Source organism: Stappia sp. TSB10P1A, assembly GCF_900185725.1.
In the GTDB taxonomy this organism is placed as follows: domain Bacteria; phylum Pseudomonadota; class Alphaproteobacteria; order Rhizobiales; family Stappiaceae; genus Stappia.
Window position 1 is genome coordinate 149,152 of record NZ_FYAU01000035.1, and the last position, 14,416, is coordinate 163,567.

10 protein-coding genes, 2 tRNA genes and 2 CRISPR repeat arrays are annotated in these 14,416 nt (G+C 70.1%); of the genes, 3 read left to right on the forward strand and 9 right to left on the reverse strand.

The window, feature by feature from the left end:
* Nucleotides 1–160 precede the first annotated feature (160 nt).
* On the forward strand, nt 161–1,141 hold the full coding sequence (locus TSB10P1A_RS18010) for a diguanylate cyclase (RefSeq protein ID WP_186389323.1): 981 nt from the start codon (nt 161–163) through the stop codon (nt 1,139–1,141).
* A 233-nt stretch (nt 1,142–1,374) separates the two neighbouring features.
* Here the strand turns inward: TSB10P1A_RS18010 and TSB10P1A_RS18015 are convergent.
* A tRNA-Pro gene (locus tag TSB10P1A_RS18015) sits at nt 1,375–1,451 on the reverse strand.
* A gap of 261 nt (nt 1,452–1,712) precedes the next feature.
* Between TSB10P1A_RS18015 and TSB10P1A_RS18020 the strand changes: the two genes are divergently transcribed.
* Nucleotides 1,713–2,018, forward strand: a complete 306-nt coding sequence (locus tag TSB10P1A_RS18020; RefSeq protein ID WP_186389324.1) for an ETC complex I subunit — start codon at nt 1,713–1,715, stop codon at nt 2,016–2,018.
* Nucleotides 2,019–2,275: 257 nt separating this feature from the next.
* Nucleotides 2,276–2,351 (forward strand) — tRNA-Arg (locus TSB10P1A_RS18025).
* A 558-nt stretch (nt 2,352–2,909) separates the two neighbouring features.
* Nucleotides 2,910–4,707: a CRISPR direct-repeat array (repeat unit 29 nt; unit sequence GGGCCTATCCCCACGCGTGTGGGGGAACC).
* Between the two features lie 54 nt (nt 4,708–4,761).
* Here the strand turns inward: TSB10P1A_RS18025 and cas2e are convergent.
* From cas2e to cas3, 8 genes are read right to left on the reverse strand one after another with little or no spacing between them, the layout of a single operon-like run.
* Entirely contained in the window at nt 4,762–5,079 is a 318-nt protein-coding gene (cas2e, locus tag TSB10P1A_RS18030; RefSeq protein ID WP_186389325.1) for a type I-E CRISPR-associated endoribonuclease Cas2e, read from the reverse strand.
* Nucleotides 5,079–5,966, reverse strand: coding sequence for a type I-E CRISPR-associated endonuclease Cas1e (gene cas1e / locus TSB10P1A_RS18035; protein ID WP_186389326.1), 888 nt, complete (start codon nt 5,964–5,966; stop codon nt 5,079–5,081). Before cas1e ends, cas2e begins: the two co-directional genes overlap by 1 nt.
* Nucleotides 5,967–5,969: 3 nt before the next feature.
* A complete protein-coding gene (locus tag TSB10P1A_RS18040) occupies nt 5,970–6,734 on the reverse strand; it encodes a type I-E CRISPR-associated protein Cas6/Cse3/CasE (RefSeq protein WP_186389327.1) in 765 nt (254 codons plus the stop codon).
* Nucleotides 6,731–7,474 carry a type I-E CRISPR-associated protein Cas5/CasD gene (cas5e, locus tag TSB10P1A_RS18045; RefSeq protein WP_186389328.1) on the reverse strand — a complete coding sequence of 248 codons (744 nt, stop codon included), beginning with the start codon at nt 7,472–7,474 and terminating at the stop codon, nt 6,731–6,733. Before cas5e ends, TSB10P1A_RS18040 begins: the two co-directional genes overlap by 4 nt.
* Nucleotides 7,467–8,612: a type I-E CRISPR-associated protein Cas7/Cse4/CasC gene (gene cas7e / locus TSB10P1A_RS18050; RefSeq protein ID WP_186389329.1), complete on the reverse strand. Its 1,146-nt coding sequence runs from the start codon at nt 8,610–8,612 to the stop codon at nt 7,467–7,469. Before cas7e ends, cas5e begins: the two co-directional genes overlap by 8 nt.
* Entirely contained in the window at nt 8,609–9,190 is a 582-nt protein-coding gene (locus TSB10P1A_RS18055) for a hypothetical protein (protein ID WP_186389330.1), read from the reverse strand. The genes cas7e and TSB10P1A_RS18055 overlap by 4 nt, the downstream gene beginning before the upstream one ends.
* A complete protein-coding gene (locus TSB10P1A_RS18060; RefSeq protein ID WP_186389331.1) occupies nt 9,180–10,778 on the reverse strand; it encodes a CRISPR-associated protein Cse1 in 1,599 nt (532 codons plus the stop codon). Before TSB10P1A_RS18060 ends, TSB10P1A_RS18055 begins: the two co-directional genes overlap by 11 nt.
* Complete coding sequence (cas3, locus tag TSB10P1A_RS18065; RefSeq protein WP_186389332.1) at nt 10,775–13,363, reverse strand: CRISPR-associated helicase Cas3'; 2,589 nt, start codon at nt 13,361–13,363, stop codon at nt 10,775–10,777. Before cas3 ends, TSB10P1A_RS18060 begins: the two co-directional genes overlap by 4 nt.
* A gap of 113 nt (nt 13,364–13,476) precedes the next feature.
* Nucleotides 13,477–14,359: direct repeats of the CRISPR family, unit length 29 nt; unit sequence GGGCCTATCCCCACGCGTGTGGGGGAACC.
* Nucleotides 14,360–14,416: the final 57 nt, after the last annotated feature.

The window sequence follows — 14,416 nt, forward strand, 5'->3', positions numbered from 1 at the left end:
CGCCCGGCGCTCGTTCGCTCACAGCTCGTCCCCTGACGCCGGCCGCCGCCGGGAGTTTCAAGGTTTTGCCGGCTGCCGCCGGCGCTTTTTTGCATATGCCGGCTGCCGCCGGAGCTTTTTTGCTTATGCCGGCTGCCGCCGGCGGGTGGGGAGGGCGGTGATGGCAACCCTGGACCACCGCCCCGACATCGACCTGCTGATGGAGGGCATCCGTGCCGCGGTGGAGAACATGCCGCGCGCGACGATCGTGCTCGACGAGAGCGGGCGGGTGTGGCTGGCCAACCGGCAGGCGCTGCGCCAGTTCGACGGGCTGGAGACCAGGGGCGTCTTCGCCCTGTCGACCCTGCCGCCGGAGGAACTGCTGGAACGGGTGGGCCGGGCGTTCCGTTCCACCACCTCCGCCTTTATCGGGCTGCCCGGCGAGGACGGCGCCAGCCTGACCTTCTCCGGCTGGCGGCTCGGCGTGCCGGGGGCGGATGGCGAGCCGCTCGCCATCCTGCAATACGACCAGACCAAGTCGCTGGCGGCGCGCTTCCTGGCGGTGTCGCAGGAGGCGGCGGCGCATCGCGAGCGGCTGGCCGACAGCCTGCAGCAGCAGCACCGGCTGCGCGAGGAGGCGCAGCGCCTGCGGCAGCTTTCGGCGACCGACCGGATGACCGGGCTGCTCAACCCGGTCGAGTTTCGCCTGCAGGCCGGGCGGATGATCGCCCGGATCGGCCTGGACACCGCCTGCGCCAGCTTCGCCTATCTCGATCTCGACAATTTCAAGCAGGTCAACGACCGTTTCGGCCATCTTGCCGGCGACATGGTGATCCGCTCCATCGCCCGCATCCTCAAGCGGGCGGTGCGGGCCGGCGACATCGTCGGGCGCATGGGCGGCGACGAGTTCATGATCGGCTTCGCCGATGCGGAGGCAAGCGACATCACCGACCGGATGGACGAGATCATCGACCGGATCCGCCAGCCGATGCACTGGAACCCGCCGGACGGCAGCCCCGCCTGCCTGCTGGTCACCTCGGCCTCCGCCGGCCTGTTCACCGTGCGCCAGACCGACATGTCGTTCGAGAGCGTGCTGCGCAACGCGGAATCCGGCATGTATGGCGTGAAACGCGAGCGCCGGCGCGCCGGCGGCCATGCCTGAACCCAAGCTGCCTGAACCCAAGCTGCCTGAACTCAAGCATTCCTGAGCCCAAGCATTCCTGAACCCAAGGCGGGCGAGAGCAGACGCGCCGTGCGCCCTGTTCGCGCGATGCTTCAGGAAACGGCCGCAAGCGGCCGGATTTTCTGGCGAAAGGACCGGATAAGGGGCGGGAAAACGGGCTTGGGGAGGGACTTTCAGGGAAAGGGGCCGGGAAAGGGAAAGGGGCCGGGAAATGGTCGGGGCAGCAGGATTCGAACCTGCGACCCTCTGCTCCCAAAGCAGATGCGCTACCAGGCTGCGCTATACCCCGACGTCCTGAATTTCTGCGGTGTATCGGGGATGCGCCGGGGCGTCAAGGCTGAAGGGCGGGCGGGCGCCGCCGCGCGGCGCAGGCGGGGAAAGCCGGCGGAAAGCCGGAGAACGCCGGGAGCGTACACCGGGTGCGAACACTGGGGGCCGAAAGCGGGGGAGGCGTTTTGGCGAGTTGACTTCCTCGGCCGAACCAAGGAATAACCGACGGGAAAGGCGGAGCGCTGAGCGCGCCGCGGGACATCTTGAGGGGCATCGCACGATGGTCGCACGCATCTATTCCCCGGCGAAGACGGCAACGCAGTCGGGGCGCGGCAAGACCCATGACTGGGTGCTGGAGTTCGAGCCGGAGCAGGCGCGCACGATCGAGCCGCTGATGGGCTACACCTCCTCCACCGACATGAAGCAGCAGCTCCGCCTGCGCTTCGAGACGCAGGAGGAGGCGGAAGCCTACGCCCGCAAGAACGGCATCGCCTACCGGGTGGAACTGCCGCGCGAGCGGCGGGTGCCGAAGATCGCCTATTCGGACAATTTCCGTTACGACCGCTATATGCCCTGGACGCATTGACGCGGGCCGGCGGGCATCGCGGTCCGGCAGGTCTGCCGGCGGCAGGACCCGCCAAGGGGGCACCAGGGACGGTGTGCCAAGGATGATGCGCTTTGCGCGGCATGGCCCCCTCTGGCCGGGCCCGCCATGTCAGGGGTCGGCCTTGAGGAGATCCTGTTGAGGAGATCCGGGGCGGGGCCGCGAGGCGGGGCAGGCTGCGGCAAGCCCGCCAGTTTTCGGAGTGACTGGTTTCAAGGAATGGCGCCGCGCGCCGCGACGGCCCCGTAGCTCAGTGGATAGAGCACCGGCCTTCTAAGCCGATGGTCGCAGGTTCGAATCCTGCCGGGGTCGCCATTATTTCTGTGCAAGGCCCGTGTGCGGCCCGCAGACATGGGTAACGGACGGCCCCTGAGACAGGGGGCAGTCTTGCGCTTGCCCTGCGTCCTTCCGGGCGGCATCGCGAGCCCCGGCACCGGCGAGCCCCGGCACCGGCAAGCCGAGAGCATACGGCGCGCGAGAGACACCGCAACCGCCGTGGCTCCCCGGTCCCGGATCGTCGGCCTTCGGCCTCGTCCGGGAAGACGCAAGGAGAGGGCAGAGCGGGCAACACCTGCCGGGGGTGCCAATGGGTCCCTGTATGTCCGGGCTGTGTCATGATGCTGGCGGGACGCAGGCCGTTGGGCCCCTGGTCGTTGTGAGACCGTGAGCCGGCATTGGCCCCGCCGGCTCTCCGGCTGCGCCCGCGGCCGGGATGACGGCCAATGCAAAGGGTAGGCCTCGTATCCCTTTTGCCGTGACCTCGACCGCGCGCAAGCGCGGAGCCGGGGGGCTGACCGGCCGGTCGCGCGGTCGTGGTTCTGGCTCCGAGTTCGAAGTGCCTTCCGAACTCTCGGCACACGACCCCGATGACCATGGCCTATCCCCACGCGTGTGGGGGAACCATCGGCGAGGTGGTCAGCATCATCGCCGGGCCGGGCCTATCCCCACGCGTGTGGGGGAACCTGTGTGTTCCGGATCGTATACCACGGATACGCCGGCCTATCCCCACGCGTGTGGGGGAACCAGGCACCTCCGCATGAGGACTGGGTCTGCATCGGGCCTATCCCCACGCGTGTGGGGGAACCTGACAATGTCCTTCACCTTCGATCAGTCTCCGGGGCCTATCCCCACGCGTGTGGGGGAACCGCTGTTACAGCGACTGCAATGGCGCCAAATGGGGGCCTATCCCCACGCGTGTGGGGGAACCCTCGCCAGCCGATCGAGCGCCTTGATGACGTCGGGCCTATCCCCACGCGTGTGGGGGAACCCCTTTTCTTCCTTTGCCCGCCGGCCACGCTTCGGGCCTATCCCCACGCGTGTGGGGGAACCCGCCGCGGGCCGCCCCGGGCGCCTCGGGCGATGGGCCTATCCCCACGCGTGTGGGGGAACCGCCCTGAGCCAGTGCCTATGGTGGTCTGGATAGGGCCTATCCCCACGCGTGTGGGGGAACCTCTCCCGCAGGATCTTTAGCGGCTTGGGCGTGGGGCCTATCCCCACGCGTGTGGGGGAACCCCAAGGATCTTAGATCGGACCTGCCCAGCGTGAGGCCTATCCCCACGCGTGTGGGGGAACCAGGAGTCCAGCCTCTTGTCCCGCTTGGTCGGCGGGCCTATCCCCACGCGTGTGGGGGAACCGCGGATGGCGGAAATCCAACTTTCTTTTCCGTGGGCCTATCCCCACGCGTGTGGGGGAACCCGCTCGTCTGCCGTGCCATACAGCACCTCGCCGGGCCTATCCCCACGCGTGTGGGGGAACCCATCCATATCTTTACGGGGTCACTTGGGTCCAGGGCCTATCCCCACGCGTGTGGGGGAACCCGATTGGCTACGGCCCGGCGCGGTACGAAGTGGGGCCTATCCCCACGCGTGTGGGGGAACCTTGATGTCTCCGCAGCGCGCCGATGATAAGTAGGGCCTATCCCCACGCGTGTGGGGGAACCTTCAGGATCGCTTCGATGTGCAGCAATCTCGGGGGCCTATCCCCACGCGTGTGGGGGAACCCTGCGGCTGGCGCGGCTCTACGACATCGACCCGGGCCTATCCCCACGCGTGTGGGGGAACCTTGTCGCGGATCTTCTTTTGCAGCGCCGCCGCGGGCCTATCCCCACGCGTGTGGGGGAACCCGCCTGCGCCAGGTCGAGCTGGAATGCCGCCAGGGCCTATCCCCACGCGTGTGGGGGAACCGCGCACGATACCCTGCTCGCCGCTCTCCAGCAGGGCCTATCCCCACGCGTGTGGGGGAACCGCAGTCAAGAGGATTCCTGAATACCTGCCCCGGGGCCTATCCCCACGCGTGTGGGGGAACCCCGCGTCATGACCGCGCGCGCCATACTCTCTTGGGCCTATCCCCACGCGTGTGGGGGAACCTTGTAGAGAATGAGAAAGTCGTCCTCTTCCCTGGGCCTATCCCCACGCGTGTGGGGGAACCCGTCGCACTCATACGAGCAGTACTACCAGGGCGGGCCTATCCCCACGCGTGTGGGGGAACCTCGCGCCCCAGCACCTTGCGCAAATGTGCTGCGGGCCTATCCCCACGCGTGTGGGGGAACCTGCCGACCACGGGCTTCGCTCGCAAGCTCTATGGGCCTATCCCCACGCGTGTGGGGGAACCGGGAAAGGTACTTCCTGCGCCCTCTGTGCCCCGGGCCTATCCCCACGCGTGTGGGGGAACCCCTAGGGCCCAAGATGCTGATTCCTATCGACAATGTCAAAGAACAATGGAGGGTTCAGTCAAAACCCTTCATTTCCGGCAAGGGCCGGCGCACCAGCAGCATGGCGTCGTGCGGCACGATATCCTTCGGCGGTTCGCCGAGCGCCAGCAGGCCGAGGCCGCCATTGGCGGAGCTGTCCACCCATGTCATGACGATGCTGCCACGCCGCAACTGGCCGTGCCAGTCGCGCAGCACATCCCAGATCCGCGTGCGCACCCCCGCGCTCATGCGCGGATGGGCATAGACACCGGCCGACAGTTCCAGCATCGCCGAACCGAGAAACCCCCGGTAGCGCCCCTCGACATCGCGGGTGATCACAACCACCATCGGCATCAGGCGGGCGCCTCCGTGTCGGTCTCCTCGCCGGGGCCGATCAGCGACTTGATACGGTCGATCATCGAGGGAATGACCGAGCGCTGGCGAAACAGCAGCGCCGCACGCCGCCGGGTCAGCCGCTCGACCGCTTCGCCCGACTTGATCGCCTCGCGGGCGGCGCCGAAGGCGATGTCCAGCACCAGGTCGTGGCGGTAGAGGTCGGCGATGTCGAGCACGAAGGACTGGCCGGAGTCCTCGTGGATGAACCCGAGCTGCGGGATGGCGCCGAGACTGGCGACGGCGACCGAGGCGGCGGCGCGCATGGCGCTGGCCGCATGGTTGATGCCCTGATTGGGCAGGTCGCCGGAATTGGGATTGGCGCGGTCATAGTTGCGCCCCTTCCAGGGAACGCCGTGGCGTTCGGCGGCAAGCTGGTAGCTGCGCTTGATCCGCGCGCCTTCCTGCCCGCGCAGCACGTCGATGTCGCGGGTGCGGACGATCTCGCCGAAGCGGATGGCATACATGGCGCGGGCGACCTCCATCCGGGTACCGGGGTCCGACCACAGGCGGGCCTGCTCGCGCGCCAGCGCCGAACTGTCGGGCATCAGGGGAGGGGCGGTGTAGAAGCGCACGCCGCCTTCGCCGATGGCCGCCAGCGCACAGCCATGCCGCGCCAGCAGCCGCAGCGCATCGTGGGTGACGCTCGATCCGGGGCCGAGCAGGATGATGGACAGCGACTGGTGCGGGATCTGGTAGTCGCCGGCGGCAAGCTCGCCGCCGCCGGCGGTCAGGAAGCGCAGGCAGCCATCCTCGACCTCAAGCCGCCCCCGGTCCAGCCAGACGAGGCCATGCCGGTCGGCATGGGGGATGCGGGCCTTTTCAAGCCCCAGACGGCCGACCAGCACCGCTCACCTCCCGGCCGACCTGAGCAGCAACATGCCGTAGCCATAGGCGGCATGGCGCCCGACCCCGGTGGCGAGCAGGCGGGCGAAGGCGGTCGGATCACCGATCCGCAACTCGCCATGGAACGTCGCGTCGGGACCTTCGGAAACGGACGAGCCGCGCCGCACCCGCCGCCGTTCGAAGCCGACGAGATGCGTGCCGTGCACGATCAGCTCCGCCGCGTCCTTCAGCCGGTGCGCGAGCCAGTCGCGATAGACCTCCTCGCGGCGCAGCGGCGTCTCCGCGTCCGCCGGCGGGCCGTCGGGATGACGGCGGATCGCATCGACCAGGAAGGCGTCGACCTCGGCTTTCGCCGCGAAGGGCTTGCCGTCCGTCGCGGGGCCGGCCTGGGCGAGAGGCTTCAGCAGCCGCCGCACCGGGCGCACCCGCAGGTCGAAGGCCAGGCGGCGGCCGGTCTTCCAGGCGTCGGGCATGGTCTTGACCGCCAGCCGGTCGATGGCGAAGGCGGCCAGCGCTTCCGGCGCTCCGACCGCCGCCGCCGTGTCGCGCAGGTCCTCGCCGCTCCTTGGTGTGTAGGCGTAGAGCGTCGCCGCCCGCCCGCCGGGCGAGACCATCAGGCGGAAGGGTTGCAGCGCCTTTGGTCCGAAGGTCTCGCCGAGCAGGTGGTGCAGGGCGCGGCCTTCGTCGTCGCCATGGCCGCGATGGGCGGCAAGGCGGCGCAGATCCCGCAGGTGGACCGGCAGGCTGACCATGTTGAGGGGCTGGCTCATGCCGCGGCTCCTTCCATCCGGATCCGGCCCTCGACGACCTTGCGCGCGCCGCCATGCAGGCCGGTGCGCCAGTTGCGCAGGTCGGGCAGTTCGACGATGCGCTCCACATCGGCGCCGTCGACGGGGCCCTCGCCGAGCGGCCACAGCGCCCGCATGGCATGGGGGAGGGCGCGCGCGTCCCCCTCGCCGACCGGCAGGCGGCACAGCGCCTCGAAGGCCGTCTCCGCCGCGACGAAGCAGGAGAACAGCCCGGCGGTGGGAAGGCAGGGCTTGCGGCCGATGAAGAGCGGCCGGGCCGGACGCTGCAGCGCGTCGGCAAGCGCGTCGAGGTCCGGCGTCTCGTCGGCCGGCTGCAGCCGAAGGACGATGCCGACGCGCGCATCCATGTGGAAATCGCGCTGGCGGCGATGCGGGGCGCCGTAGCTGGCGCCGTCGCGCCCTTCCGGAACGCCGAACGTGGTCCAGCCTCTCTCGGTCTTCTCCAGCCGGGCGTTCTGCGTGTCGGTCAGCAGTCCGGCGGGGTTTTCCCGCTCGCGGCGGGCGGCGAAGACCAGGCGATCCTGGAGCGCCTGGTGTTGTTGCCAATCCGTCCGGCGCCAGCCGAGCGCATTGGCCAGCAGTCCGGTCAGCATCGAGGCGGCCGGAAAGTCGCGGGTGACGCCGACATGATCGATCCGCACGCCGCCGAAGGCGAGCAGAGGCGCTTCCAGCACAAGCGCGAGCCAGCGGTGGTCAGGCATCGGGAGCGGCCTCGACCCGGCCTGCCGCCCATTGCGCCAGATCCGCGAGCGACAGGCAGGCGAGCCCGCTGTCGGCCGGGCTTTCGAGCGGCGTGTCGGCGGTGGAGAGATAGCGCCGCTGCTCGCCGGTCGCATACGCTCCGTCGATCTTCGCCAGGTGGGCGCTCAGCGCCGCGACGGCCGCGTCGGCATCATGCCGCAGGGCCTTGCGGAAGGCGGTGGCGAGCGAACGCGGCTGGCGGTCGCCGGCTTCCACCAGCATCAGGTCGGCGCGGCCGAAGGGGGCGGTGGAGCCGAGCTTGGCCCCCGGCGAGACCTCGGCGATCAGGTGCAGCAGGTTGTGCAGCACGCGCGCGGCCAGATCCCGGTCGCCACCGCAATTGCCGATCAGGCCCGGCAGATCGACCACCACATAGCCGTAGAACAGGCCGCAGGTGAGTTCGGTCTCCTGGATCGTGTCGGCGCCGCTGTCGTCCTCGTCGTGCTTGAGGTCGTCGACGGCGGTGAAATAATCGCCCTCCGCTTCCGCCGCGTGGACGGTGAAGGCATGGGCGACATAGACCGGCGCCTCGATATTGGCGGCCGGGTCGGACGTGACCATGCGGCCGAAAAGGGCGGCGGCGAGACCGCCGGGAACGGCGGTGTTCTCCGCCATCGCCTTGAAGTTCTTGTCCTTGACCCAGTCGGCGACGGCCTTCTCGGCGGCCTTGGCATCGGCCGAGGCGGCGGCGATCTCTTCCGCGCGGGCGGCGAGCCACTCGAGTTCCGGCTGGCCGAGCAGCAGCGTCTGGCGGCTCTTCTTGCCCTTGTCGGCGTTCTTGCCATAGACGAGCCGCTGGAACTCCGGCTCCAGCGCGTTGACGATCTCGTCCGGATAGCGGCCGCGCAGGGGCGCGATCACCTTCTCGGTGACCAGTTCGCGGGAGCGGAAGGACCCGACATAGCCGGCAAGGGTCTGCAGCGCATGCGGGTCGGTTTCCGCCATGCGCCAATGCCGCTTGAGGCATTGGGACGAGATGCGGGTGCGGTTGGTGCCGCCATAGGCGAGGCGCTTGGCCTGGCCGGTGTCGTCGCGGTTCAGCAGGGCAGCGGTGTAGGAATGCAGCGTGTGGATCTGCAGGAAGCGGGGCGCGGTCATCGGGCGGTGTCCTTGGCGTTGATGGCGGCCGCGTCGAGGCCGCGATAATAGGTTTCGGCGAGCTTGCGCAGGTCCCTGGGCGTGTCGAACCAGACCAGGCGGGCGATGTCGGTGCAGTCGATGCCCGCGGCGGACGCGCCGCCCGCCGCAAGCAGGCGCACCAAGCGTTCGAGCGCGTCCGCCCGCCCGCCGCGCGGCAGGGCGAGGAACCGGGCGAGCCGGGCCTCGGAGAGACCGGCCTTGTGCAGCGCCCGGCCGAGCGCGTGCTCGGCTCCGGGCTTGTGGAACGGCACGCGGGTGGAGCGCGCGCCCTTCGGCGCCAACAGGGCGAGGAGACGCACGAGCCTCAGGTCGCGCGGTTCGCCCTGAAGGCCGCAGTCGACGGCAAGCTTCCAGAACTCCGGCTCGCCGGGGCCGTCCACCTCCATCCGGCGCAGGCGCGCGAGCTGGCCCGGATCGAGCCGCAGCATCGCGGCGGCGAGCCTGGCGACGGTGGCGGCGGGGCCGTCCGTCTCCCGGGCCGGCGGGGTTTCGGGGGGCGGTTGGGATGCGGGGTGGGCTGTCGGTTCAGGCGGCATCGCTGGCGGTCCTCCCTTGCGGGGCTTGCGGGAACAGCTCCGGCCACGCATCACGCAGGGCGCGGGCGTAGAGCGCGCGGCGCGCCCGCGCCTCGGCGCGGTGGCGGTAGAGCGAGGGGGAGGGCATCGTCGGCAGGGCTTCGTCGAACAGCGCCCAGGTGTACTCCTTGAGCCGGGCCGCGAAGGCGAGCTCCGCCGCGCGTCTCGCCTCGGCGTCGGCCTCCTCGGCCTCGAAACGCGCCCACAGGTGCTCAAAGAAGATGTTGTCGGCGAAGCGGGCGAGACTGTCGCGCGCCGGGCGGGCGAAAGCATAGGCATCGCGCCGGATCCGCTCCCGCTCGCCCCCGGCGGCGGCCAGCACCAGCGCATAGGCGAGCGCCTTGTCGAAGGCGGCGACCGTGTCCGCCTGGGCCTTGGCCATCCGGTGCAGTTCGTCGCGAGAGGGACCGAGGGCGATCGCGGCCTTGCCGGCAACCGGAATGAGGCGGGACCTGTAGCCTTCGGTCTTGGAATTGCCCCGCGCCAGCGCCATGGCGACGATGGTCACGCCGGGGCCGCCGGCGCTCCCTTCGGCACCGGCCGGACGGGCCAGCGGCGGCACGGCCCAGGTGCCGGAAAACAGCAGCTCCATCAGCGTGGTATAGTCGAAGTCGCCGCCGGCGAGGGTGAAGCTCTTGGCCTCCGTCTTGTGGATCGGAGCCCAGGGGTCGCCGACGGCGCCTTTGAGGGGCTTGGCGTCGATGCGGGTGGCGGCCGAGGTGCCCTTGACGCCGGCCAGCACGCCGTCCCGCAGGCGCAGGCGGACACGGCGACAGACCTCGATGAACCAGATGTCGAGCTGCCGCGTGCGCAACTGCGCGCCCTCCGGCCAGGGCCGGGTCCAGGTCAGGCCGATGCCGCCCTGGTCCGGATAGTCGAGCGTGTGCCAGGCGGCGCGATTGCCCAGCAGCAGCCGGACGTCGCGGCGGATCCAGGCGCCGGGACGCGGCGCCATGTCCTTCGCCGAGGCGCCGCCGGCAAGGGGCGCCAGCGTCAGCAGCGCGCGCGAGGACGAACCGCCGTTCATGCGGGCGATGCCGTAATTGCCGGCGCCGCCAAAGCCTTCGCCGGTCTGCAGCGCGACAAGCGCGAAGATCCAGTCTTCCGGGGCGCCCTGCCGGGCAATGGCCTGTTTCAGGTCGTGGTTGCGCGAGGTGATGAGCAGGTCGAGCGCGTCCGCCGTCGGCACGTCATTGGGGAGCTTCACCCCGTCCGGCACCGGCGGCTGCAGGAAGGCGGGCCGCGACCGGTCGTCGACGACGAGGCACCAGGGCTCGTCCTCGGGAAAGTCGGGGGTGAGGCCGCGCAGCAGCTCGCGCCAGTCGTCCTCGCTCTCCGGCATGTCGGCGAGACCGGCCCGGTGCAGCGCCAGCGCGGCGAGCTGCACCAGGAACATGTGCCAGAACATCGCCTGATGCGGGCGCAGCGCGGGAAAGCCCGTCACCGCATCGCGGGCCAGCGCCGCGAGCACGCCGGGCAGCGTCAGCGCGCCGCAAGGCTCGGCGGTGATCAGCGGACGGGAGAGGAGGTTCAGCGGGGCGTCGGTCATGTGGTCCTCGCAAGGCCAAGCCGGCCATACAGGAAGGGCCTGCCGCCGGCCTCGAATCGGAGTGTGCCGTCTCCGGCGGGGGCCGGCCGCACCGGCTCGTCGGCGACGATGCCCTTGCTCCAGTGGGCGGGCAGGGTGATGCCGCCGATCATCCGGCCGAAGGGGCCGGGAACCGGCTCGGCGAAGCGGATCGATGCGCCTTCCGCCCCGAGCCGGGTGCGGATCTTTTCATCCTGGTCGGGAAAGAGGCCGATCTCGCTGAACGGGTCGGTGACCCGAAGCGCGACATGGCCGGCGCCGGCGGTGTCGGCGAGATCGCGGCCATACTGGGTGTTCCAATAGGCGGCCCAGGCCGGGCCGAGCTCGTCGCTCAGCGCCTCGAGCCGTTCGTCATGGGTGGCGCTTTCCACCAGCAGGCGGTTCATCCGCGGGATCACCCAGAGCGGATGATCGAGCACCAGCCGGCGGGTCAACTCGCAGGCATGCAGGTTGCGATAGACGCCGCCGCCGTCGCGGAAGCTGCCAAGGCCGTTCTCGAAGGCGGGGGCGACGAGAGGCGCCAGCCCGCCGGCCGGCGCCAGCACGATGCAGCGCGGGGCCTCGAAGCCTGCCGGCCGGGGCAGCGCATGCCGGTGCAGCCGGCCGATGCGCTGCAGCAGCACGTCGGCCGGGCAGAGGTCGGTGACCAGCATGTCGGCGCAGATATCGAGGGATTTTTCAGTTGTGCTTGTAGATATAACTATGACGCTACCGCGAGGACGAACGGCCGGGTCCGGCGAAAGGGCGGTCTCCACCGCGGTGTCGAGCAGTTCACGATCCTCGGGCGCGAAGCGGGAATGATGCAGCGCCGGGCCGCCCTCCACCTGCCACAGCAGGTCCCGGCCGTCCGCCGCGATCACGGCCTCGAGCGTTGCGACGGCGGCGGCGACGGTGTTGCGGATGACGAGGACCCTGGCGCCGCGCCGGGCGGCATCGAGGGCGATTTCGGCGGCCTGGTCCGCCTCCCAGGACGGGGCGAGCGTCATGGCGACGGCTTTCGCGCGGCCCTCGCTTTCTACGGCCTGGGGCATTTGCCGGTGCCTGCCCCAGAGAGCCGGATAGGGCGTGTCGGCGGCCTGCGCGAAGGGCGGCGGCCGCGTCCTGGCGCCGCCGAGCCAGCGGCTGCGCGCCGAGGCGCCGAGCGTCGCCGACATCAGCAGCGCATGGCCGCCGCGCCCAAGGTGGATGTCGAGCAGCAGCGACTGGATCGCCGACATGTAGGGGTCGGAGGCATGGACTTCATCGATCACGAGAAGGGATCGCGACAGGGCGGCGCCGCGCAGATGCGCGTGTTTCACCTGCAGCGCGGCGAGCATCACCTGGTCGACCGTGCCGATGGCGATCGGCGCGGCGAGATAGCGGCGGCCGCTCTCCGCCGCCCAGCGGGCGATCGCGGCCTGCTCGCCCGGATCGTCGTCCCACAGCACCTTGAATTCGGGCAGGGCCCGCCCCGTGGCGGTGCCGGCGGCGAGATAGCCGGGCACGGCGAGCACCGCCTGCGGGGCGCCGTCGCCGAACAGGCGCCGCATCGCCGCGTCGACGCGGCCATGGATCTGCTTGGCGGCGGCGCGGGTCGGCAGGGCGAAATAGAGACTGTCCACCTGCCCGGCGGCGAAGAGCCGGGCGAAGCGCCAGAGCGCGGCTTCGGTCTTCCCCGAGCCGGTCTCGGCTTCCAGGATGACCAGCGGATCGTCGAGCGGCCAGTCGGACAGGGCGGCCTGCGCCGGGCGGGGCGCGCCGTGCCGCGACAGGGCCGTAAAGATCCGGTCCGGCGCCGGCATCGCTGCGCGCCAGGGCTCCGTCACGAGGCCGACCCCGGACAGCATGGTGCCGGCACGGGCGCGCGCCGTTTCGATATAGTCGGGATCGAGCCGCGCCTGAAAGGCGAACAGGCGCGCATCGGAGCCGAGCCAGTCGGCAAGCGACAGCAGGCCGCACAGGAGATGCTGAAAGTCCGGCGCATCGGGCAGGGGCGGCTGGCCGCTCGACGCGAAGGCGGGGGCGAACCAGCGCCGCAGGCAGGCACCCATCTGCGCGCCGGCGGCCAGCGGATCGTAACCGCTGGCCGCCACCGGCTGCCAGTCCCGCGCCGCGCCGGACATGTCGAGGGCGAACGGCCGGCCGTGATGGGCAAGGACGGCGAGCAGGAGATCCGGCCCGACGCCCCAGTCCAGCAACTCGCCCAGGCAAAGGTGCTCCGCCATGCGGCCCTGGAACGGCCGGTCCCTTGCCATGAAGATCGACGCGCCTTCGCGCAAGTGGCCGCGCAGGGCAGCATGCCAGATCCCTTGCGGCCAGCCCTTGGCCTGGAAGCCGGGATGCAGCTTGCCGCAGTCATGCAGGAAGGCCAGCACGGCAAGCCGGCTGAGATCGGTCTCGGTCAGTTTTCGCGCCGCGGCGCGCTCCAGCCGCGCCCGCACCACCGGCAGGCGGACCAGCAGGTCGAAACAGGCCGCAACGTCAGCGCAATGGTGCAAGAGATGGTGGCGAGCCCCGTCTTGCAGTTTGCCCCAGGGCTCGCCAAGGTCAGTGTCGGTTACTGGCATGAAACGCCTAATGGAAAAAATATCAGTGCAACTTTGAAGACAGGGTAGAAGTGTCTTCTCCCTTGCGTCAAGACAGCAGACCTGTCCTGATTGCCCGCCGGCCGACCGGGCAAGGATCTATCCCCACGCGTGTGGGGGAACCGTTGCGCTGTCCGTCAGGAAAAGCGTGTCGGCGGGCCTATCCCCACGCGTGTGGGGGAACCCCCCACATGCGCTCGGGACCTGCCTCGGACGGGGGCCTATCCCCACGCGTGTGGGGGAACCCGTGCTGGTCGGCGGCGCAGAAGGACCCGCCGGGGCCTATCCCCACGCGTGTGGGGGAACCAGATCAAGGCGGGACGCGGGCGTGTCGCACTGAGGCCTATCCCCACGCGTGTGGGGGAACCGCGGCAGCGATTCCGGCTCGCGCAGCTTGTAGGGGCCTATCCCCACGCGTGTGGGGGAACCTGCAGGTATGCGATGCCGCCAATGGTCGCAGAGGGCCTATCCCCACGCGTGTGGGGGAACCGTCTCTCCCGGCTGTCACGTCCCCCATCAGACGGGCCTATCCCCACGCGTGTGGGGGAACCAGAAGCTGCTTTTTCGCCGCCTCAAGCTTCACGGGCCTATCCCCACGCGTGTGGGGGAACCCTCCAGAGCAAGCTGCGGCAGGCCTTGGACGAGGGCCTATCCCCACGCGTGTGGGGGAACCCTACGTTCTTCGGAATCGTCGGGCATTTTGCCGGGCCTATCCCCACGCGTGTGGGGGAACCATGGGAACAAGGGCCACTACTATCGGGTCTCTGGGCCTATCCCCACGCGTGTGGGGGAACCCTGCGCTCGCTGCCGGCCGGCGGGTCGCTGCTGGGCCTATCCCCACGCGTGTGGGGGAACCCATAGCCGCTGCTATCGGGCAGGACGATAGGGGGGCCTATCCCCACGCGTGTGGGGGAACCGACTTCGAAGACGACGACGAGGGGGGAGACTGGGGCCTATCCCCACGCGTGTGGGGGAACCCCTAGGGCCCAAGAGGTTGACTTTCCTCGACAGTGTCAAAGAACACCGGGTGGCCGG